The organism is Streptomyces sp. NPDC023157 (genome assembly GCF_055560575.1).
The window spans coordinates 377,749-397,471 of the sequence record NZ_JBVHIL010000010.1 but is presented as its reverse complement, the minus strand read 5'-3'; the positions used below and the strand labels follow the sequence as shown (position 1 = coordinate 397,471).

General features: G+C 72.7%; 17 protein-coding genes. 10 read left to right on the top strand and 7 right to left on the bottom strand.

Going from position 1 to position 19,723, the window contains the following annotated elements; translation table 11 throughout:
• Nucleotides 1–73: 73 nt before the first annotated feature.
• A complete protein-coding gene (locus ACZ3ZE_RS32590; protein ID WP_361170034.1) occupies nucleotides 74–1,117 on the bottom strand; it encodes a DUF3533 domain-containing protein in 1,044 nt (347 codons plus the stop codon).
• 141 nt (nucleotides 1,118–1,258) lie between these two features.
• Here ACZ3ZE_RS32590 and ACZ3ZE_RS32585 point away from each other — a divergent pair, with 141 nt between their 5' ends.
• The 3 genes from ACZ3ZE_RS32585 (at nucleotide 1,259) to ACZ3ZE_RS32575 (ending at nucleotide 6,761) form a co-directional block, all read left to right on the top strand.
• Nucleotides 1,259–4,753 (top strand): DNA polymerase III subunit alpha, encoded by a 3,495-nt coding sequence (locus ACZ3ZE_RS32585; protein WP_467261668.1) that lies wholly within the window; start codon nucleotides 1,259–1,261, stop codon nucleotides 4,751–4,753.
• Complete coding sequence (locus tag ACZ3ZE_RS32580; RefSeq protein ID WP_361170266.1) at nucleotides 4,750–5,709, top strand: DNA polymerase Y family protein; 960 nt, start codon at nucleotides 4,750–4,752, stop codon at nucleotides 5,707–5,709. The genes ACZ3ZE_RS32585 and ACZ3ZE_RS32580 overlap by 4 nt, the downstream gene beginning before the upstream one ends.
• Before the next feature lie 173 nt (nucleotides 5,710–5,882).
• Nucleotides 5,883–6,761 carry an esterase/lipase family protein gene (locus tag ACZ3ZE_RS32575; RefSeq protein WP_361170028.1) on the top strand — a complete coding sequence of 293 codons (879 nt, stop codon included), beginning with the start codon at nucleotides 5,883–5,885 and terminating at the stop codon, nucleotides 6,759–6,761.
• On the opposite strand, the gene ACZ3ZE_RS32570 is transcribed toward ACZ3ZE_RS32575, so the two are convergent.
• A complete protein-coding gene (locus ACZ3ZE_RS32570; RefSeq protein ID WP_467261666.1) occupies nucleotides 6,758–7,678 on the bottom strand; it encodes a lytic polysaccharide monooxygenase auxiliary activity family 9 protein in 921 nt (306 codons plus the stop codon). The two genes, ACZ3ZE_RS32575 and ACZ3ZE_RS32570, sit on opposite strands and share 4 nt — an antisense overlap.
• Nucleotides 7,679–7,892: 214 nt before the next feature.
• Here ACZ3ZE_RS32570 and ACZ3ZE_RS32565 point away from each other — a divergent pair, with 214 nt between their 5' ends.
• Nucleotides 7,893–9,308, top strand: coding sequence for an SRA domain-containing endonuclease (locus tag ACZ3ZE_RS32565; RefSeq protein ID WP_467261664.1), 1,416 nt, complete (start codon nucleotides 7,893–7,895; stop codon nucleotides 9,306–9,308).
• Nucleotides 9,309–9,351: 43 nt separating this feature from the next.
• On the opposite strand, the gene ACZ3ZE_RS32560 is transcribed toward ACZ3ZE_RS32565, so the two are convergent.
• Nucleotides 9,352–10,026 carry a response regulator gene (locus tag ACZ3ZE_RS32560; RefSeq protein WP_361170022.1) on the bottom strand — a complete coding sequence of 225 codons (675 nt, stop codon included), beginning with the start codon at nucleotides 10,024–10,026 and terminating at the stop codon, nucleotides 9,352–9,354.
• Nucleotides 10,027–10,157: 131 nt separating this feature from the next.
• On the opposite strand from ACZ3ZE_RS32560, the gene ACZ3ZE_RS32555 reads away from it, so the two are divergent.
• From ACZ3ZE_RS32555 to ACZ3ZE_RS32540, 4 genes are read left to right on the top strand one after another with little or no spacing between them, the layout of a single operon-like run.
• Nucleotides 10,158–11,141, top strand: a complete 984-nt coding sequence (locus tag ACZ3ZE_RS32555) for a Bug family tripartite tricarboxylate transporter substrate binding protein (protein ID WP_361170019.1) — start codon at nucleotides 10,158–10,160, stop codon at nucleotides 11,139–11,141.
• Nucleotides 11,138–11,680, top strand: coding sequence for a tripartite tricarboxylate transporter TctB family protein (locus ACZ3ZE_RS32550; RefSeq protein WP_361170016.1), 543 nt, complete (start codon nucleotides 11,138–11,140; stop codon nucleotides 11,678–11,680). Before ACZ3ZE_RS32555 ends, ACZ3ZE_RS32550 begins: the two co-directional genes overlap by 4 nt.
• Before the next feature lie 3 nt (nucleotides 11,681–11,683).
• Nucleotides 11,684–13,180, top strand: a complete 1,497-nt coding sequence (locus ACZ3ZE_RS32545) for a tripartite tricarboxylate transporter permease (RefSeq protein WP_361170013.1) — start codon at nucleotides 11,684–11,686, stop codon at nucleotides 13,178–13,180.
• The gene (locus tag ACZ3ZE_RS32540; RefSeq protein ID WP_361170010.1) at nucleotides 13,177–13,662 is read left to right on the top strand and encodes a GNAT family N-acetyltransferase; all 486 of its coding nucleotides are present in this window, start codon (nucleotides 13,177–13,179) and stop codon (nucleotides 13,660–13,662) included. The genes ACZ3ZE_RS32545 and ACZ3ZE_RS32540 overlap by 4 nt, the downstream gene beginning before the upstream one ends.
• Nucleotides 13,663–13,751: 89 nt before the next feature.
• On the opposite strand, the gene ACZ3ZE_RS32535 is transcribed toward ACZ3ZE_RS32540, so the two are convergent.
• On the bottom strand, nucleotides 13,752–14,246 hold the full coding sequence (locus ACZ3ZE_RS32535; RefSeq protein ID WP_467261662.1) for a ribonuclease FAU-1 family protein: 495 nt from the start codon (nucleotides 14,244–14,246) through the stop codon (nucleotides 13,752–13,754).
• Entirely contained in the window at nucleotides 14,227–15,156 is a 930-nt protein-coding gene (locus ACZ3ZE_RS32530; RefSeq protein ID WP_442305045.1) for a GNAT family N-acetyltransferase, read from the bottom strand. The genes ACZ3ZE_RS32535 and ACZ3ZE_RS32530 overlap by 20 nt, the downstream gene beginning before the upstream one ends.
• A gap of 74 nt (nucleotides 15,157–15,230) precedes the next feature.
• Here ACZ3ZE_RS32530 and ACZ3ZE_RS32525 point away from each other — a divergent pair, with 74 nt between their 5' ends.
• Entirely contained in the window at nucleotides 15,231–15,605 is a 375-nt protein-coding gene (locus tag ACZ3ZE_RS32525; protein WP_361170001.1) for a GntR family transcriptional regulator, read from the top strand.
• Nucleotides 15,606–15,683: 78 nt separating this feature from the next.
• Here ACZ3ZE_RS32525 and ACZ3ZE_RS32520 read toward each other — a convergent pair whose 3' ends face one another.
• Entirely contained in the window at nucleotides 15,684–16,820 is a 1,137-nt protein-coding gene (locus tag ACZ3ZE_RS32520; RefSeq protein WP_361169998.1) for a DUF5925 domain-containing protein, read from the bottom strand.
• 212 nt (nucleotides 16,821–17,032) lie between these two features.
• On the opposite strand from ACZ3ZE_RS32520, the gene ACZ3ZE_RS32515 reads away from it, so the two are divergent.
• Nucleotides 17,033–17,842 carry an SGNH/GDSL hydrolase family protein gene (locus tag ACZ3ZE_RS32515; RefSeq protein WP_467261660.1) on the top strand — a complete coding sequence of 270 codons (810 nt, stop codon included), beginning with the start codon at nucleotides 17,033–17,035 and terminating at the stop codon, nucleotides 17,840–17,842.
• Here the strand turns inward: ACZ3ZE_RS32515 and ACZ3ZE_RS32510 are convergent.
• The gene (locus tag ACZ3ZE_RS32510) at nucleotides 17,826–19,475 is read right to left on the bottom strand and encodes a serine/threonine-protein kinase (protein WP_467261658.1); all 1,650 of its coding nucleotides are present in this window, start codon (nucleotides 19,473–19,475) and stop codon (nucleotides 17,826–17,828) included. The genes ACZ3ZE_RS32515 and ACZ3ZE_RS32510 overlap by 17 nt on opposite strands.
• Nucleotides 19,476–19,723: the final 248 nt, after the last annotated feature.

Genomic DNA, 19,723 nt, shown 5'->3' with positions numbered 1-19,723 from the left:
AGGTCCCCGCAGGGAGGAGGGCCCCCGGTCGTGACGACCGGGGACCCTTCCGTATGTCCGTGCCGTACGCGCCCTACGGGCGTACCCCGTGCCCGTCGACCTCCTCGGCGATCGGCTCCGTCCCGGGTTTGCGCTTCAGCGTGGACATCACCAGCGTGACGACCGAGCCGACCAGCGCCCAGGAGGAGAGGATCAGCAGGGAGCCGGTGACGTCGTTGCCCTTGAAGTAGGCGATCGAGCGGGCCACCCAGGTGCCCGCGCCCGGTGGCAGGGCCGGGCCGATCGCGTTCCAGAACGGCGGCAGCATCGGCAGCGGGAAGGCGCCGCCCGCGCTGGGATTGCCCGCGACCACGATGAGCAGGATCGCCAGGCCGATGCCGACGATCCCGAAGACCGACTGCAGGGCCAGCGTGGTCGCGCCGACGGCGAAGACCACCAGGGCGCCCAGGCCCCACAGGGCGGCGACGCTGCCGGGCAGGGCGTCCAGGATGGGGCCGACGATGACCGCGCCGCCGAGGCCGCCGAGGATCGAGTAGAGCGCGAGCACCCCGAGCCGGATGATCGCCCGCTCCAGGTTGGCGGGCCGCGAACCGGCGCTGATCGCCAGGATCGCGGCGCAGATGTAGCCGCCGACGCACCAGCCGACGACCAGGTAGAAGGCGGAGAGCCCGTCGAAGTCCTTGGGGGAGGCCGGGGCCACGTCGACGGTCCTGATCGTGCGGCCCTGGGGTGCTTCGAGGGCCGTGAACATCTTCTCCAGGGTGGAGGAGAGCACGGTGCCGCCGCCGGAGGCGACGAGCAGGGTGTCCGTGCGGCCCCTCGGGTCGACGATCAGGGCCCCGTCGATGTCCCGGTTGAGGATCTGGTCCCGGGCCGCGTCCGCGCTCGCGACCGCCCGCGGGTCGAGCGGATCGCCGGGCAGTTGCTCCAGGCGTCCCATCAGGGGGGCGGTGGCGGGCTGCGGGGCGACCACGCCGAAGGGGACGTCCCTCGGTTTGGGATCGTGCAGGGCCCCGACGTACGAGGCGATGAACAGCAGCTGGAGGGCGAAGACGCCGACGACCAGCAGGGCTGCTCGGGGGGTGACGGCGCTCTTCAGTTCGTCGACGAGGCTCATGCCCCCCAGGCTCGACGGAGCGGGGCGTCACCGCAGGTGGGACAGGTCCGAACGGGTTATCGTACGGGCGTTCGAAAATGAGCTACGCTGAGACCGAGGGGGTGGGAACGTACGTACGAATTCGATGCGGAGGTGTGGCGCATGCCGGGGTTCACGCATCTGCACACCGCCTCGGGCTTCTCCCTGCGCTACGGCGCCTCCCACCCCGCCCGCCTCGCCGAGCGCGCCGCGGAGCGGGGCATGGACGCCCTCGCCCTGACCGACCGCGACACCGTCGCCGGCGTCGTCCGCTTCGCCAAGGCCTGCGCGAAGGCCGGCGTACGCCCCCTGTTCGGCGCGGACCTGGCCTGCGAACCGGCCCCCGGCCCGCCGGACACCACCGCCCCCGCCCACACCTCCGCACGGCGCGTGCCCGTACGGGGCGGAGCCTTCGTCGACGAGTCCGCGCCCCGCGCCGTCTTCCTCGCCCGCTCCCGCGCCGGCTGGGCCGAACTCTGCGCCCTCGTCACGGCCGCCCACGCCCGGCCGGGAGAGGGGCAGCCGGTGCTGCCCTGGACCGCCGCCGGACCCCCGGGCGCCGGCGACGGGCTCTTCGTGCTGCTCGGGCCCGCCTCCGACGTCGGGCGTGCCCTCGTCGCCGGCCGCCCCGACCGGGCCGCCCGGCTGCTCGCGCCCTGGCGCGAGCGGTACGGGGACGCCCTGCGCCTGGAGGTCGTCCCGCACGGGCTCCCCGGCACCGGACCCGGCTCGCTGCGGCTCGCCGCCCGTACCCTCGGCTTCGCCGCCGAGCAGGGCGTCCGGCCCGTGCTCGGCAACGAGGTCCGCTACGCCGACCCCGGCCAGGGGCCGGTCGCCGACGTTCTCGACTCCGCCCGCCGGCTCGTCCCCGTCGACCCCCGCGGCGCCGGGCTCGACGGCGGGGAGGCCTGGCTCAAGGACGCCGACGCCATGCGGGCCGCCGCCGAGCGGACCGTCGAGGCCGCCGGCTTCCGCCGCGAGGCCGCGCACCGGCTCCTGGACCACACCGCGGCCGTCGCCGCCGCCTGCCTGGTCGATCCCGAGGACGACCTCGGCATGGGTTCCGCCCACTTCCCCGAGCCGCGGCTCGTCGGCGCCGCCCACCGCACCGCCCAGCGCGTGCTCGCCTCCCGGGCCGCCGCCGGCATGGTCCTGAAGGGGTACGAGAAACGGCCCCGCTACTGGGAGCGGATGCACCAGGAGCTCGACGTCATCGCCCACCACGGCTTCGCCAGCTACTTCCTGACGGTCGCCCAGGTCGTCGACGACGTCCGGGGGAGGGGCATCCGGGTGGCCGCCCGCGGCTCCGGCGCCGGCTCCCTCGTCAACCACCTCCTCGGCATCGCCCACGCCGACCCGGTCGAGCACGGCCTGCTGATGGAACGCTTCCTCTCCAAACGCCGCACCGCACTGCCCGACATCGACATCGACGTGGAGTCCGCCCGCCGCCTGGAGGTCTACCGGGCGATCCTCGACCGCTTCGGCGCCGAACGGGTCGCCGCCGTCGCCATGCCCGAGACCTACCGGGTCCGCCACGCGGTACGGGACGTGGGCGCCGCCCTGTCCATGGACCCGGCCGACATCGACCGGATCGCCAAGGCCTTCCCGCACATCCGTGCCCGGGACGCCCGCACCGCCCTGGACGAACTGCCCGAACTGCGCGAGCTCAAGGCCGAACTCCGGGGCCGCGAACGGTTCTGGGCGCTGGTCGAGGCGCTCGACGCGCTGCCCCGCGGCATCGCCATGCACCCCTGCGGGGTGCTCCTCTCCGACGCCTCGCTGCTCACCCGTACCCCCGTCGTCCCCACCAGCGGCGAGATCCCCGCCGGTCTTGAGGGCACGGGAGGTTCCCCCATGCCCATGGCCCAGTTCGACAAGGAGGACGTGGAGGACCTCGGCCTGCTCAAACTCGACGTCCTCGGGGTGCGGATGCAGTCCGCGATGGCGCACGCCGTCGCCGAGGTCGGGCGCGCCACCGGCACCCGCCCGGACCTCGACGCCGTCCCGCCCGGCGACCCCGACACGTACCGGCTCATCCGTTCCACCGAGACCCTGGGCTGCTTCCAGATCGAATCGCCCGGCCAGCGCGACCTGGTGGGCCGACTCCAGCCGGAGACCTTCCACGACCTCGTCGTCGACATCTCGCTCTTCCGGCCGGGCCCGGTCGCCGCCGACATGGTCCGCCCCTTCATCGAGGCCCGGCACGGCCGCGCGCCCGTCCGCTACCCCCACCCCGACCTGGAGGGGACGCTGAAGGAGACCTACGGCGTCGTCGTCTTCCACGAGCAGATCATCGAGATCGTGAGCATCATGACCGGCTGCGGCCGCGACGAGGCCGACCAGGTGCGCCGCGGGCTCTCCGACGCCGAGTCGCAGGGGCGGATCAGGATCTGGTTCGCCGAGCGGGCCGGGCGCCGGGGGTACGCCCCCGAGGTGGTCGCCCGCACCTGGGAGATCGTCGAGGCCTTCGGCTCGTACGGCTTCTGCAAGGCGCACGCGGTGGCCTTCGCCGTGCCGACCTACCAGTCGGCCTGGCTCAAGGCCCACCACCCGGCCGCCTTCTACGCCGGGCTGCTCACCCACGACCCCGGCATGTACCCGAAGCGGCTGCTGCTCGCGGACGCCCGGCGGCGCGGGGTGCCCGTGCTGCCGCTGGACGTGAACCGGTCCGCGGTCGCCCACCGTATCGAACTGGTGTCCGAGAGCCCGGCGGTGTGGGGCCTCCGGCTCGGCCTCACCGACGTCCACGGCATCAGCGAGGCCGAGGGCACCCGCATCGAGACCGGCCGCCCCTACACCTCCCTGCTCGACTTCTGGGAACGGGCCCGCCCGCGCAAACCCGTCGCCGAACGCCTCGCCCAGGTCGGCGCGCTCGACGCCTTCGGCGCCAACCGCCGCGACCTGCTCCTCCACCTCACCGAACTCCACCGCCTCCACCGCGGAACCGCCTCCTACGGCGGCCAACTCCCGCTCGCCCAGGGCAACAGGACCGCCCCCGTCGGCCTGCCCGACCTCGACGAGTCCGAACGCCTCAGCGCCGAACTCGGCATCCTCGGCATGGACACCTCCCGCCACCTCATGGACGACCAGCGGACCTTCCTGCGCGAACTCGGCGTCGTCTCCGCCCAGCGGCTGCGCTCCGCCCCGCACGGACAGACCGTCCTGGTCGCCGGCGCCAAGGCCGCCACCCAGACCCCGCCGATCCGCTCCGGTAAGCGCGTCATCTTCACCACCCTCGACGACGGCACCGGCCTCGTCGACCTCGCCTTCTTCGACGACTCCCACGAACGCTGCGCCCACACCGTCTTCCACTCCTGGCTGCTGCTCGTCCGGGGCGTGGTGCAGCGACGCGGCCCGCGCAGCCTCAGCGTGGTCGGCTCCGCCGCCTGGAACCTCGCCGAACTGGCCGAACTGCGGGCGAGCGGCGGCCTCCCGGCCGTCGGGGAACGCCTGTCCGAGCAGCCGCGACAGCCCTCCGGCGACGGGGACACCGGCCGCCGCATCACGCTGTCCACCGGCTACGAGATGAACCCCTGGGCCGACCTCCGGCCCGCCGGGGAGGGCGCCGCGACCCCGGCGCGGAAACTGTGGCACAGCAGCCCCGGGAGCGCCGGATGATCCTCTGCGTACGGTTCCGGCTCGAACCGATGCGGGAAGTGCTGCTTCCTCAACTCATCGCGCTCCTCGCGGAGTTCACCCCGGTGGTCGAGGCGGCCCCGCACGGCGAGGCGCTCGCCGACGTGCGCGGCGCGCCGCGCTACTTCGGCTGGAGCCCCGCCGAACTCGCCTCGGTGATCCGGGTCAGGGCGCTCGCCCTGTACGGGGTGGACTGCGTCATCGGCGCCGGACCCAATCCGATGCTGGCCCGGATGGCCGCCCGCGAGGCCCGGCCCGGCGTCACCCTGGTCGTGGACGACCCGGCGGACTTCCTGCGGGACCGCCCGGTCGTCGCGCTCGACGGCGTCGGCCGCGCCACCGCCCGTACCCTCTGCGGCTACGGCCTCGACTCGGTCGGCCGGGTCGCGGACGCGCCGCTCGCCGTGCTCCAGCGGCTCGTCGGCGCCAAGACCGGCCGCGACCTGTGGGAACGGGCCCGGGGCATCGACCGCACCCCCGTCGTCCCCGGCGAGCTCTCCCGGTCGCTCGCCGCCGAACGCTCCTTCCCGCACGACGAACTGGACCCGGCCGAGCAACGCAGGGCGCTGCTCTCGCTCACCGAGGAACTGGGCGCCCGGATGCGGACGGAGGGCCAGGTGTGCCGCTCCCTGACCGTCACCGTGCGGTACGCCGACCGCAGCACCTCCGGCCGGACCCGCACCCTGCGCGAACCCACCGCGCACTCGGCCGAACTCACCGCCCTCGCGTATGCGGTCCACACCTCCTTCGGCCTCCAGCGCGCCCGGGTCCGGGGCATCGCCCTGCGCGCCGAGGGCCTGAAACCGGCCGAAGGGGCCGCGCACCAGCTGACCTTCGACCCGACGGACGACAAGGCGCGCCGGATCGAGGCGGTGGCCGACCGGGCCCGGGCGAAGTACGGCCCACGGGCGGTGCTGCCCGGCTCGCTCGCGGCCTGAGGGCCCCGGGGCACCCGCCGCGCGGCCGACGGGGACACGCCAGTTTTTACCGACGCGTAACTTCCCAGTCGACGCTACCCGTGCGTAGCTTGACGGAAGCGCATCCCCACTTGTGGTCCGGACCGCAGGGCGTACCGCATCCCCCTTCCCTTGAGCCGCAAGGAGATCGCCCGATGCTGCCCCGGACCTCCCGGACCCCCTGGAAGCACGCCGTCAGAGCGCTGGCCGTGCTCCTGCTGACCGCCGCCGCCACCCTCGCCCCCACCGCCGCCGCGCAGGCCGGCACCGCCCCGAGCCGGGGCTGGAACGACTTCTCCTGCAAGCCCTCGGCCGCCCACCCCCGCCCGGTCGTCCTCGTCCACGGCACCTTCGGCAACGCCGTCGACAACTGGCTGGGCCTGGCGCCGTACCTGGTCGACCGCGGCTACTGCGTCTTCTCGCTCGACTACGGGCAGCTGCCCGGGGTGCCGCTCTTCCACGGCCTCGGCCCCGTCGACAAGTCCGCCGCACAGCTCGGCACGTACGTCGACCGGGTCCTCGCCGCCACCGGCGCCCAGAAGGCGGACCTCGTCGGGCACTCGCAGGGCGGCATGATGCCCCGCTACTACCTGAAGTTCCTCGGCGGCGCGGCGAAGGTCAACGCGCTCGTCGGCATCGCCCCCGACAACCACGGCACGACGCTCAACGGCCTCACCAAACTCCTGCCGTACTTCCCGGGCGCCGAGGACCTGCTGTCGGCGTCGACCCCGGGACTCGCCGACCAGATCGCCGGCTCCGCGCTCCTCACCAAGCTGAACGCGGGCGGCGACACCGTGCCCGGCGTGAAGTACACGGTCATCGCCACCCAGTACGACGAGGTCGTCACCCCGTACCGCTCCGGCTTCCTCGACGGGCCGGACGTCGACAACATCGTGCTCCAGAACCTGTGCGCCCTCGACCTGTCGGAGCACGTGGCGATCGGGACGGTGGACCGGGTCGTCTTCCACGAGGTGAACAACGCCCTCGACCCGTCCCACGCGACCCCGACCACCTGCCTCTCCGTGCTCGGCTAACGGGCCGACCGACGCCGGGCCGTGGCGAACAGCACGGCCGCCCCGAGCCCCAGGACGGCGGCGCCGCCCATCGCCAGATACGACGTGGCGGCGTCGCCCCCGGTCTCGGCCAGCTCCTCTCCGCCGGAGGCGGGCGCGTGAGAGGCGGGCGCGGTGGTCTGCCCACCGTGCCCACCGTGCCCACCGTGCCCGGCGTGCTCGGAGTGCCCCGCCGTCGGGGGCGCGTCGGTGGGCGCTTCGGCGGTCGGCGCGGGCGACCCCGTCGACCCCGGCGAGGTCGAATCGGCCCCGAACACGACGTCCGAGCAGGTGTAGAACGCCTCGGGGGAGTCGGACCGCTGCCAGATCGAGTAGATGAGGTGCCGCCCGGACTTCTTCGGCACCGTCCCCTTGAACACGTAGTCGCCGTTGCTCATCCCGGGATCGGTCACCGTGGCGAACGGCTTCGCCTCCAGGTCGGACCACTTCAGCGGCTTGGCCGGGTCGTACCCGTCCTTCGTCACGTACAGCGCGAACGACCCCTTGTGCGGGGCGGTCCCCTTGTACCGGAACGTGTGCTCACCGGCCGACATCCGGCTCGCCGGCCAGTCCGCCCGCGCGAGGTCGAGCCCCCGGTACTTGTCGTTCCCGGCGCTGCACAGCTTCCCGTCCGGAATGATCTCCCGGCTCCGCCCGCCCGCGTCCCCGATGTTCACCCCGTTCCAGTCGTACAACGGCTGCGTTCCCCCGGCCGCCACCGCCGCCTTGCACGCCGCCGACGTGGGGCTCTCCGGCCCCTCCGCGTAACAGGCCGCGACCCGGCTCACCGGATCGGTCATCGACCCGTGCGCGAAAGCGGGCGCGGATCCGATCCCGGCCAGCACCAGAACGGCGGAGGCGGTGACGACCGGGGCGACGGCCGTACGGAGAGAGGTCATGGGGGACAACTCCTTCACGAGGGTGGGGATGTGGGGGGTTGCCCAGCAAACTAGCCCTCGGGAAACACCGATTCGGGCCTCCGAAGGGCCTCGGGACGATCCTTATGGTCGTGTTAAGTCGACGCTAAGTGACGGCTCAGGAAGCGGGTCCTCGGTCGCTGTCAGTGCCATGTGTTGATATGGGGTTGGGGCATGTGATGTCGAGGAGGTAGCGGTGAGGGAACGGGAGCTCGTGCGTCGTGTGCGGAAGCTGGCACCGGCGAAGCGTGGAGACGGCCAGAAACTTCATCGCCCGCTGTTGCTGCTCTGGGCCGTGGGCCGGGCCGCCGAAGGGCAGCCGAGACAGCAGCCGTGGGCGGCCATACGGGACGCCCTCATGCCCCTTCTCACGGAGTACGCGGATGCGACGGATGGCCCTCTGTCCGCGCTGTACCCGTTCTGGGCTCTTCAGAAGAACGAGCTTTGGGAAGTCGAAGGAAGCGACGCCCTTGTCCTGACGAGTGGGGGCCGGCGCCCCAGTCTGGCGACGCTCAACGAGGCCAATCCCTTGGCGGGTCTCCCCGAGGCGGACTATGCCCTCTTGGCGCAGGACACGGAGCTCGCAGCGCGGATCGCGGGCAGTCTCCTGATGCGCTTCTTCCCGGATGACATGGCGGCTGTGACCCACGCTGCGGGCCTGAGCCGGCTGCTCGCGGGAGGCATTGACCTTGTCCTTCGCCCCCTGGTGGGAGAGGAATACCCCGATAGGACGTCCATTGCCCAGGTCTACGGCGGGAACGGGGTAGGAGGCATCACGCCGATCGAAGACGGCATCCTGAGCGTGTTCTCCGATGACAAGGGGCCGTACAACGACAGCCGTATCCCCGGGATGGACTGGATCGCTTACACCGGCGACGGCCTGAATGGTGATCAGCAGCTGGTCGGCGGCAATAAGTCCATGTCCAGCTATCAGGCTGAACAGCGGGCTCTGCGTTATTGGCACAAGCCCCACGGTGGGGTTTTCACCTTCGAGAGCTGGGTCGTCGTCGTTCAATGCCGGAAGCGATGGGGTGTAGGGGAGAACGGTGAGCGCCGGCAGGAGTTCGTGTGGGTGCTTGCGCCGGTCCACTCACCGCTGAGGGAGACCTGGCCCAAGGAGGTGCAGGACGCCCTGGCCGCCGGTGACCTCACCATTCACGAAGACCTTGACCTCGAAGGGGAGCTCACGATCGACGTTGTCGGATCCCCGGATGCGAGGACGCCGATGGACGAATACCGGAGGCTGACCGAAGCGGCCCGCCGGACTGAGGCCACGCGCATTACCCGCTCGAAACTGACCACGGTGGAGCGCTTCCTACGATCGGCAGCAGCCCGTAATGCCGTCATTCTCCGAAGCCGCGGCCTTTGCGAGAACCTCGACTGTCTGGGGCATCCACTGGAGCGGACCGACAAGGGGGCTCCACTGCTGGAAGTGGACCATGTGAACGACATCAGCAAGGGGGGAGGCGACAGCCCGGAAACCATGGTTGCGCTGTGCCCCAACTGCCATGCCCTGAAGACGCGAGGGAGCGGCAGGAAGGAACTGCGCCGGCAACTGCTCAAGCGGGCTCGTGCCCTGCACCAGGCCTTCAGCGAAGGCATAGAGCTTTGAGCGGGACCGCGCACACGAGTACGGCGATCCTTACCGTTGTGCCTCAGCCCACGCGGCGGTAGCGGCGTTCGGGGCGGCCCGTGCCGCCGTAGCGGAGGGTGATCTCGGCGCGGCCGGTCTGGGCGAAGTACTCCAGGTAGCGGCGGGCGCTGACGCGGGAGAGGGAGCCGGCCTCGGCGCATTCGGTGGCGGAGAGGCCCTCCGGGTGGGCGCGCAGGATCGTGTCGACCAGCTCCGCGGTGGGGGCGGCCAGGCCCTTGGGGAGTTCGCGGGAGCCGCGGGGGCGGGTGCCGAAGATCTGGTCGACGTCCTCCTGGCGGGCCTCCGCCGCCGACAGTCCGTCGAGGCGGCTGCGGAGCGAGGCCACGTGGCGCAGCTGCTCCTGGAGGGCGGCCTGGTTGAACGGCTTGATGAGGTAGTGCAGGGCCCCGGCGCGCAGCGCCGCGCGGATCGTGTCCACGTCCCGCGCGGCCGTGATGAACAGCGCGTCCGTCGCGAGCCCCGCGGCCCGCAGTTCGCGCAGCACCGCGATCCCGTCCATGTCCGGCAGGAAGATGTCGAGCAGCAGCAGATCGGGGCGGAGCGCGTGCGCCGCGCGCAGCGCCTCCGCGCCGCCGTGGGCGACCCCCACGACGGAGAAGCCCGGCACCGCCGACACGTAGCGGCAGTGCAGCTTGGCCACCATGAAGTCGTCGTCGACCACCAGCACCTTCGTCACGCGGCCAACGTAGGGCGCGACCACAAGGACCACAACATCCGTTGATTGCGGAAGAGAGACAGCTTCTTCACGCGCGGGCAACATGTGGGCCACCTCACACCCCCATTCCTCCCTACCGAGAGGCGGCTCACGTGCGTCTCAGCACTCCCCTCGCCCTGTTCGGGGCGGCGCTGCTCGTGCTCGTGGGACCCCCGCTGCTCAGCACCGGCAGCGGCTCCGACACCGGCACCCGCATACCCGGCCTGCGGCTCATGGTCCCCAACACACCCGGCGGCGGCTACGACATCACCGCCCGCACCGCCGCCAAGAACGCCGAGGAGGCCGGACTCACCACCGACATCGAGGTCTTCAACCTGCCCGGCGCGGGCGGCACCGTCGGCCTCACCCGGCTCGTCGGCGAACACGGCAACGGCCGGCTCGCCATGTCCATGGGCCTCGGCGTCGTCGGCGCCGTCCACACCAACAAGACCCCGAAGACCCTCGCCGACACCACCCCGATCGCCCGGCTCACCATGGAGCAGGACATCGTGGTGGTCGGCAAGGACTCCCCGTACAGGACCATCCAGGACCTGCTCGCCGCCTGGAAGAAGGACCCCGGCAAGCTGCCCGTCGGCGGCGGCTCCTCGCCCGGCGGCCCCGACCACCTCGCGCCCATGCTGATGGCGCAGGCCGCCGGCATCCCGCCGAAGAGCGTCAACTACGTCCCCTTCGACGGCGGCGGCGAGCTCCTCGCCTCCATCCTCGGCGAGAAGGTCGCCTTCGGCGTCTCCGGCGTCGGCGAGTACCTCGACCAGATCAAGGCCGGCGAGCTGCGCCTGCTCGCCGTCACCGGCGCCGAGCGGGTCCCCGGACTCGACGCGCCCACCCTCCGCGAGGCCGGGCTCGACACCGAGTTCATCAACTGGCGCGGGATCGTCGCCCCGCCCGGCCTCTCCGACGCCGAACGCGACAAGCTGGTCGTCCTCGTCACCAAGCTGCACGAGTCCCCGCAGTGGCGCGCGTCCCTGAAGACCCACGGCTGGAACGACGCCTTCCTGCCCGGCGACCGGTTCGGCACCTTCCTCACCGAACAGGACCGCCGCGTCGCCTCCGTACTGAAGGAGCTCGGACTGTGACGACCACGACCCCCGCCGGCACCGACACCGGCGCCCCCGCCAAGCGCCCCTCCTGGCTGCGCGAGCACTCCGAGCTCGGCGTCGGCCTCATCCTGCTCGCCCTCGGTGTCCTCGTCCTCACCGACGCCCTCACCATGCCCGTCGACATGGGCCAGCGCGGCCCCGTCGGCCCCCGCACCGTCCCCCTCGTCGTCGGCACCGGCCTGCTCGTCGTCGCCGTCCTCCTCGCCGTCGACGTCCTGCGCGGCGGCCGCGGCGAGGCCGAGGGCGGCGAGGACGTCGACCTGTCCGAACCGGGCGACTGGCGCACCGTCCTCCTCCTCGCCGGCGTCTTCCTCGGCTTCGCCGTCCTCATCGGCCCGGCCGGCTTCCCCGTCGCCGGCGCCCTGCTCTTCTGGGGCGCGGCCTACGCCCTCGGCAGCCGCCACCTGCACCGCGACCCGCTGATCGCCGCCGCCCTCTCCCTGTTCACCTACGTCGTCTTCGACAAGCTGCTCGGCGTCCCGCTCCCCGGCGGCCCGCTGATGGGGGTGCTCTGACCCATGGACTCGCTCAACTCCCTGCTCGACGGCTTCGGCACCGCGCTGACCCCCGTCAACCTGCTGTGGGCCGCCATCGGCGTCCTCCTCGGCACCGCCATCGGCGTCCTGCCCGGCATCGGCCCCGCCATGGCCGTCGCCCTGCTCCTCCCCGTGACGTACGGCCTGGAGCCGACCGGCGCGTTCATCATGTTCGCCGGCATCTACTACGGCGCCATGTTCGGCGGCTCCACGACCTCCATCCTGCTCAACACCCCCGGCGAGAGCGCGGCCGTCGTCGCCGCCATCGAAGGCAACCCGATGGCCAAGTCGGGCCGCGGCGCCCAGGCCCTCGCGGCCGCCGCCATCGGGCACTTCGCCGGCGGCATGACCGGCACGGTCCTGCTCGTGCTCCTCGCCCCGACCGTCGCCGCGCTCGCCGTCGACATCGGCGCCCCCGACTACTTCGCCATCATGGTCCTCGCCTTCATCGCGGTGACCTCCGTCCTCGGCTCCTCCCGCATCCGCGGTCTCGCCTCCCTCCTCATCGGCCTCACCCTCGGCCTGGTCGGCCTCGACCAGATGACCGGCCAGCAGCGCCTCACCTTCGGCTCGCTCCAGCTCGCCGACGGCATCGACGTCGTCATCGTCGCGGTCGGCCTCTTCGCCATCGGCGAGGCCCTGTGGGTCGCCGCCCACCTGCGCCGCACCACCGGCGAGGCGATCCCCGTCGGACGCCCCTGGCTCGGCCGTGAGGACCTGCGGCGCACCTGGAAGTCCTGGCTGCGCGGCCCGTTCATCGGCTTCCCGTTCGGCGCGATCCCGGCCGGCGGCGCCGAGATCCCGACCTTCCTGTCGTACGTCACGGAGAAGCGCCTGTCGAAGCACAAGGACCAGTTCGGCAAGGGCGCCATCGAGGGCGTCGCGGGCCCCGAGTCCGCCGCCTCCGCCTCCGCCGCCGGCACCCTCGTCTCCATGCTCACCCTCGGCCTGCCGACGACCGCCGTCGCCGCCGTGATGCTCGCCGCCTTCCAGCAGTACGGCATCCAGCCCGGCCCGCTCCTCTTCGAACGCGAACCCGAGCTGGTCTGGGGCCTGATCGCCTCGCTCTTCGTCGGTATGGTGCTGCTTCTCGCGCTCAACCTGCCGCTCGCACCGGTCTGGGCCAAACTGCTGCGCATCCCCCGCCCGTACCTCTACGCCGGCATCCTGTTCTTCGCCGCCGTCGGCGCGTACGCGGTCGGCGGCGAGGCCCTCGACCTGGTGATCCTGCTGGTCATCGGCCTCATCGGGTTCGGCATGCGGCGCTACGGACTGCCCGTCCTGCCGGCCGTGATCGGGGTCATCCTCGGCCCGGCCGCCGAACAGCAGCTGCGCCGCGCCCTGCAGATCAGCGACGGCTCGCTGACCGGCCTGGTGAACACCCCGTTCTCGGTGACCGTGTACGCGGTGGTGCTGCTCCTGCTGGCCTGGCCGCTGGTGCGGAAGCTGATCAACCGCCGCCGTACTGTGGCGGCATGACGCATGACCGTGTGACGCAGGACCCCCGGACGCGGGACGTGCCCCGCCCCGCCACCCCCGCCGACGTGCCCGCCGTGAAGGCCGTGATCGACGCGGCCTTCCACCACTACATCGAGCGGATCGGTCTCGTACCGGCCCCGATGGAGGAGGACCACACGGCGAACGTGGCGGCGGGGCGCGTCTTCGTCGCGGGCGAGCCCGTGGCCGGTCTGGTCGTCGTGATCCCGGAGCCGGACCACCTCTACCTCGACACCATCGCCGTCCACCCCGACGCCCAGGGCACCGGCCTCGGCCGCGTCCTGATGGGCTGGGTCGAGGACCGGGCCCGCGCCCTCGGCCTGCCCGAGGTGCGGCTGCTCACCAACGCGATGATGTGGGAGAACCAGAAGCTGTACGAGCGGTACGGCTACGAGCTCGTCGAACGACGTCTCGACGGGCCGTACGACCGCATGCACTACCGGAAGTCCGTCGCGGCCGCCTGACCCGGACCCCGGACCCCGGCTCCCCCCGGACCCCGGCTCCCCCCGGATCCCAGCTCCCCCCGGACCCCGGCTGCTGTCCTGCCCGGGCGTCACGCCCCCGTGGCGAGCAGCTTCACCAGCCCCTCGCGGCCCAGCGCGTCCAGCTCGTCGAGGGCGCGTACGGCCCGCTCGGCCGCGTCCGGCTCGGTGGCGGACAGGCCGCTCGCCGCGAACTCGTCCTCGTCCAGCCGCAGTACCTCGGAGCCGTCCGCCGACACCCACAGGTCGAGGTCCAGGTCCTCGACCAGCACCTCGGTCCCGTCGGCGGCGACCGCGGCGGGCCGGGTCACGTCGCAGTACCAGCCCTTGAGCGTGCCGTCGCCGGACCGCACCTCCTTCACCGCGTACCAGCGGTCCCGCCAGTAGTGCTCGGTGAAGACGTCGCCGGGCTCGAAGCGCACGAAGCCGAAGTCCCGTACGCCCTCGGCGGCCCAGGGCGCCCGGACGGTCAGCCGGACCCCGTCGTCGGACAGCAGCTCAGCCGGGTAGCGGATCTTGGTCCGCCCCGCCTTCACCAGAGCGATCTCAACCGAGCGTGCGGACATGGCGGAACTCCTTCGCGACGATCTCGTACCCGAACCACTTGTTGATGGCCAGCATCGGCCCGTTCTCCGTGTCGTTGCCCGTGAGGGCCTCCGTGCAGCCCGCCGCCCGCGCCCGGTGCAGCGAGTGGTTCTTCGCCAGCTTGGCGAGCCCCCGGCCGCGGAACTCCGGTGCCGTGCCCGTCATCCCCGACCCGTAGCGGCCGAGGCCGTCGGTACGGGCCGCGGTGAACGCCGCCGGGCGCCCGTCGACCAGCGCCACCGTGGTCAGCTCGCGGTCGAGCAGCGGGTGGTTCCAGGTGGACTCCAGCCAGTGCGCGTAGTCGGTGAGTTCGGCGCTCACGTCACCCGGCTCGTCGGCCGTGGTCAGCGCGTCCAGCTCGAACAGCGGGTGCGGATCGGCGGCGAAGGCCGTCGCCGGACGCAGCTCGACACCGGCGGGCGGCTCCTGGAGCGGCGGCAGTCCGACGCCGGTCAGGTCGAGGCGCAGGAAGTAGGCGGAGCGGCTGGGCGCGTACCCGTGCCGCTCGGCGAAGGCGCGGTTCGCCGGCTCGTCCAGGACCCAGCTGTAGAGCGTGGTCGCCCCCGCCTCGGCCAGGTGCTCCTCGGCGGCCCGCAGCAGCAGCGCGCCGGCGCCGCGCCCGCGGTGCCCGGGGTGCACGAACACGTTGACGTTGCCGACGCCCGGCTCGGGCGACTCGTGGGCGAGCGACGCCTCCGCCGTGCCGACGACCTCCCCGTCGGCCTCGGCGACCAGCGGCCGTTGGCGCGCGTCGGGATGGGCGTGCGCCCAGTCGAACGCCGTCTGCGGTCCGGTGGCGAGCATGAAGGGCAGGGCGGCCCGCCGGACCCGGGCGAAGCCCTCGCCGTCCTCGGGGAGCCCGGGCCGTACATCACGGACGATCACAGTCATGATCCCGCACGCTATGCGGCGGGCGCGTCCGGCCGCCTCCCATTTTCCCGTCGGCCGGGTGCACAATCGGGCGCGTGACGCTTCGAATCAGCGTGGACCAGCACTCCACCACCGCCCCGTACGAACAGCTCCGTGCCCAGATCTCGGAGAGCGCCCGCTCGGGGGAGCTGCCCGTCGGCTACAAGCTCCCGACGGTGCGGGGCCTCGCGGAGGACCTCGGGCTCGCGGCGAACACGGTCGCCAAGGCGTACAAGGCCCTGGAGGGGGACGGTGTGATCGAGACCCGAGGCCGCAACGGCACCTTCATCGCGGCCGCCTCCGACGCGGCCTCCCGCCTCGCCGCCACGGCCGCGGCGGCGTACGCGACGGAGGCGCGCCGGCTGGGGCTGACCCGGGAGGCGGCGGAGACGGCGGTCGCCGAGGCGATCCGGGCGACGTACGACGGCTGAGCCCGCGCCACAGGTGACGTACGACGCCTGCACCCCGCCTGAGCCCCCGTCACACGTGACGTACGAGCGCTGAGCCCGCTACAGGTACAGCCCGGCGTCCGCGGCGCGCTGTTCCGGCATGCCCACCGCGGAGGTTCCGCGCCGGAGCGCGAACAGCTCCGCCAGGGTCGAGCCGTCCCGGCCCACGCCCTCCTCGCGTCCCAGCCAGTCCACCGACTCGGCGCGGGTCAGCGGGCCGACCTCGATGCGGGCGAGGCAGCGGCCGGGGCGGACGACGGCGGGGTGGAGGCGCTCCAGGTCCTCGTTGGTGGTGACGCCGACGAGGACGTTGCGGCCCTGGCCGAGCAGGCCGTCCGTCAGGTTGAGCAGCCGGGAGAGGGCCTGGCCCGCGGTGTGCTTGGCCTCGCCGCGGATCAGCTCGTCGCAGTCCTCCAGGAGCAGCAGCCGCCAGCGGCCCTTCGCGGTGCCCTCGTCCTCGCCGATGGCGATGTCCATCAGATAGCCGACGTCGCTGAACAGGCGCTCCGGGTCGAGGACGCAGTCGACCTGGCACCAGTCGCGCCAGGACCGGGCGAGGGTGCGCAGGGCGGAGGTCTTGCCGGTGCCGGGCGGGCCGTGGAGCAGCAGCAGCCGGCCGGTGATGTCCTCGGGGGTGACGGCCATCAGCCGGTCCATCGCCCCGGCGACCGGCGCCGTGTAGTTGGGCCGGATCTCCTCCCAGGTGCCCGCGCCGATCTGCCGGGTGGTCCGGTGCGGGCCGCGCCGGGGCGACACGTACCAGAAGCCCATGGAGACGTTCTCGGGCTGGGGTTCGGGTTCGTCCTTGGCCCCGTCGGTCGCCTCCTTGAGGACGCGTTCGGCGAGCGCGGCGTCGGTCGCGGTGACGGTGACGTCCGCGCCCCGGCTCCAGCGGGAGACGAGCAGCGTCCAGCCCTCGCCCTCGGCGAGCAGCGCGCTGCGGTCGTCGTCCTTGGTGGCCCGGAGCAGCCGCGCGCCGCCGGGCAGCAGTGTGGCGGCCGGCTTCACCCGGTCCAGGGTGGTGCTCAGGGCGTGCGGTTGTTCCCCGGTCGTGAAGCGTCCGAGGAACAGCGCGTCGAGGACGTCCGACGGCGAGTCGCTGTCGTCGACGTTCAGCCGGATCGGCAGCGCGCCTTCGGGTCTCGACGGCGTCCCGGCCGGTTCCCCCGCCGCGCCCTGGCCTTCGTTGGCAGACATGGCGCCCATGATCCGGCAACCGGGCATTCCGTGCACGGGGTTTTGAACGGGACGTTCCGCGGGGCCGTGACCTGTGCTCAGGTGGCTTGATCTTGCCGGTTTCTGAAAGTAAGTCAGGGGTAATCGGCCACGAGTTTTGACATGAACACTTCCGGCGCGCCGGATCCACTGCTACTACCTGGTAACGCAGAGATCCTGCTACAGGAGGTCCCATGAAACTGTCCCGTTTTACGGCTTTCTCCTCTTCGCTCCTGCTCGGTGCCGTCCTCGCCCTCACCGGGGCGGGAACCGCGCAGGCGGCCGAGAGCGCCGCGCTCGACTACGTAGCGCTCGGCGACTCGTACTCCTCGGGCGTCGGCTCCGGGAGTTACGACAGCGCGAGCGGCGACTGCAAGCGCTCCACGAAGGCCTACCCGGTCCTCTGGAAGAACGCGAACGCCCCCTCGTCCTTCGCGTTCACCGCTTGCTCGGGCGCCCGAACGGGTGATGTCACGGCCAATCAGCTGGGACCGCTCTCCACCGCCACCGACCTGGTCTCCGTCACGATCGGCGGCAATGACGCCGGATTCGCGGACGTCATGACCACCTGCGTCCTCCAGTCCGAGGCGACCTGTATCAACCGCGTGAATCAGGCCAAGGCCTTTGTCGACTCCACGCTGCCCGGGAACCTCGACTCGGTGTACACGGCGATCCACAACAAGGCCCCCAACGCCCATGTCGTGGTGCTCGGCTACCCGCGCTTCTACCAGCTCAGCGGATCCTGCGTGGCCGGCCTGAGCGAGAACGAGCGGCGCGCCATCAACGACGCCTCGGACTACCTCAACGCGGCCACCGCCAAGAGAGCCGCCAACCACGGCTTCACCTTCGCGAGCGTCGTCCCCGCCTTCACCGGGCACGAGATCTGCGCCTCCGGCACGGCGTGGCTGCACAGCGTCAACTGGCTGAACATCGGGGAGTCGTACCACCCCACCGCGGCCGGCCAGTCCGGCGGCTACCTGCCCAGCTTCAACGGCGCGGTGTAGAACCCGGCGCGGGGGTGCCGGCCGGGCTGGTGGCCGGCGGACTCGTGGGAGTGGTGGCCCCGCCCGTCGGGGTCACCTTCTCGCACGTCACCGAGAAGGCCACCAGGCCCGACCGCACGGTGACCGGCGAGCGCACCTCCACCCCGATCCGGTCCTCCAGCGTCCCGTCCGGCCGGAACACCGCCTGGATCCGGGTCACCTGCCGCTCGGTCGGACCGCCCGCCGCGAACTCCAGCGTCCGCCACGCGGTGTCCTGCCCCTCGCCGCTCTCGGTGATCCAGCGGTACGACACCGAGGCGGGCGTCCCGCCCACCGTGAACGTCGCCGTGAAGGCGGGCGCCTGGTCCTGCGGCGGCGGGCAGGCCCCCTCGTACCGCGCGCGGTCCGCCCGTACCGACACCACCACCGAGGTCGACGGCGTGCTCGCCGTGGCCGGCGGGGGAGTGGTGGCGGCGCCGGTCGTCGGCGCGGGCGTCGTCGTCTCCGTGGCCGGCGCGCTCGTCGTCTCCGGCGGGGCGGGCGGGGGCGAGGGGTTCTCGTCCCGCAGCAGCGCGTACGTCAGCCCGCCGCCCACGAGGAGCAGCGCGGCGATCCCCGCGACGAGCGCCGTACGCCCGCGCCGCCGCTCTCCGGGCTCCGAGCCGGGCGGCGGACCCCCGGGCCCCGGCAGTGGGGTGGTCGCCCCGGGACCCGACGGGCCATGAGGTCCGCCCGGCCCGCCGGATCCGCCCGAGGCGCCGGTCCCGCCGCCGGGACCGCCGACGCCGGGAAGCGGCGCGGGGAACGGCCCGTACGTCTCCGCCCGCGTCGGTCCGGCGCTCGGTGTGCCGCCCGCGCCGACCACCCGCAGCCGCTCCTCGGCCTCCTCCGCGGACATCCGCTGCTCCGGGTCCTTCCGCAGCAGCCCCTCGATCACCGGCGCGAGCGGTCCCGCGCGCTCCGGCGGGACGGGCTCCTCGTCCACGACCGCCCGCAGGGTGTCGAGCGCGGTGTCCCGCCGGAACGGCGAGGCACCCTCGACGGCGGCGTACAGAAGCACTCCGAGCGACCAGAGGTCCGCCGCGAGCCCCGGCGTGCGCCCCATCGCGCGTTCGGGCGCGAGGTATTCGGGGGAGCCGATGAGCTCACCGGTCATGGTGAGCGGAGAGGTGCCCGCGACGGCCGCGATGCCGAAGTCGGTGAGCACCACCCGGCCGTCGTTGGCGAGCAGCACGTTGGCCGGCTTCACGTCCCGGTGCAGCACCCCCGCCTCGTGCGCGGCGCGCAGCGCGGCGAGCACGTCGGCGCCGATGTGCGCGGCCCGCCGGGGCGGCAGCGGGCCCTCGGCCTCCAGGGTCTCGGCGAGGGTGAGACCGCGGACCAGCTCCATCACGATCCAGGGGCGGCCGTCCTCGGTGACCACGTCGTACACGGTGACCGCGCTGCGGTGCGAGACCCGCGCGGCGGCCCAGGCCTCGCGCTCCAGACGGGCGTAGAGCCGCTCCCGGTCCTCCGCCGGCAGGCCGGCCGGGGCGCGTACCTCCTTCACCGCCACCTCGCGGCCCAGGACTTCGTCCCGGGCGCGCCAGACGGTGCCCATCCCACCCTCGCCGAGCACGTCCAGAAGCCGGTACCGACCCGCGACCACCGTCATCCCTCCACGGTAGCCGAGCACGGGCGCCCACGGGTGGCGGAGATCACACCCGCTCGGATGCGTACTGCCGGGGGCCGCGCGTGCAGGATGGTTCGTGACGGTTCGACAGGCGTTCGACCGCTGTCCAACTCACCCTGGAATCAGATGGATTCGGACAGTGATCGTCAACCCCCGTACACATGCGGTGAATCCTGCGGCCGGAATACACGGGTGTCGTAGCGGGGCGATAGGGTTAACCTGCCCGGGCC

Excerpts from the sequence above, each read along its gene's own strand:
- ACZ3ZE_RS32515 (WP_467261660.1), top strand. The coding sequence starts at position 17,033 with ATGAAACTGTCCCGTTTTACGGCTTTCTCCTCTTCGCTCCTGCTCGGT.
- ACZ3ZE_RS32570 (WP_467261666.1), bottom strand. The coding sequence starts at position 7,678 with ATGACCTCTCTCCGTACGGCCGTCGCCCCGGTCGTCACCGCCTCCGCC.
- ACZ3ZE_RS32590 (WP_361170034.1), bottom strand. The coding sequence starts at position 1,117 with ATGAGCCTCGTCGACGAACTGAAGAGCGCCGTCACCCCCCGAGCAGCC.
- ACZ3ZE_RS32520 (WP_361169998.1), bottom strand. The coding sequence starts at position 16,820 with ATGTCTGCCAACGAAGGCCAGGGCGCGGCGGGGGAACCGGCCGGGACG.
- ACZ3ZE_RS32540 (WP_361170010.1), top strand. The coding sequence starts at position 13,177 with ATGACGCATGACCGTGTGACGCAGGACCCCCGGACGCGGGACGTGCCC.
- ACZ3ZE_RS32580 (WP_361170266.1), top strand. The coding sequence starts at position 4,750 with ATGATCCTCTGCGTACGGTTCCGGCTCGAACCGATGCGGGAAGTGCTG.
- ACZ3ZE_RS32545 (WP_361170013.1), top strand. The coding sequence starts at position 11,684 with ATGGACTCGCTCAACTCCCTGCTCGACGGCTTCGGCACCGCGCTGACC.
- ACZ3ZE_RS32530 (WP_442305045.1), bottom strand. The coding sequence starts at position 15,156 with ATGACTGTGATCGTCCGTGATGTACGGCCCGGGCTCCCCGAGGACGGC.
- ACZ3ZE_RS32575 (WP_361170028.1), top strand. The coding sequence starts at position 5,883 with ATGCTGCCCCGGACCTCCCGGACCCCCTGGAAGCACGCCGTCAGAGCG.
- ACZ3ZE_RS32535 (WP_467261662.1), bottom strand. The coding sequence starts at position 14,246 with ATGTCCGCACGCTCGGTTGAGATCGCTCTGGTGAAGGCGGGGCGGACC.
- ACZ3ZE_RS32510 (WP_467261658.1), bottom strand. The coding sequence starts at position 19,475 with ATGACGGTGGTCGCGGGTCGGTACCGGCTTCTGGACGTGCTCGGCGAG.
- ACZ3ZE_RS32585 (WP_467261668.1), top strand. The coding sequence starts at position 1,259 with ATGCCGGGGTTCACGCATCTGCACACCGCCTCGGGCTTCTCCCTGCGC.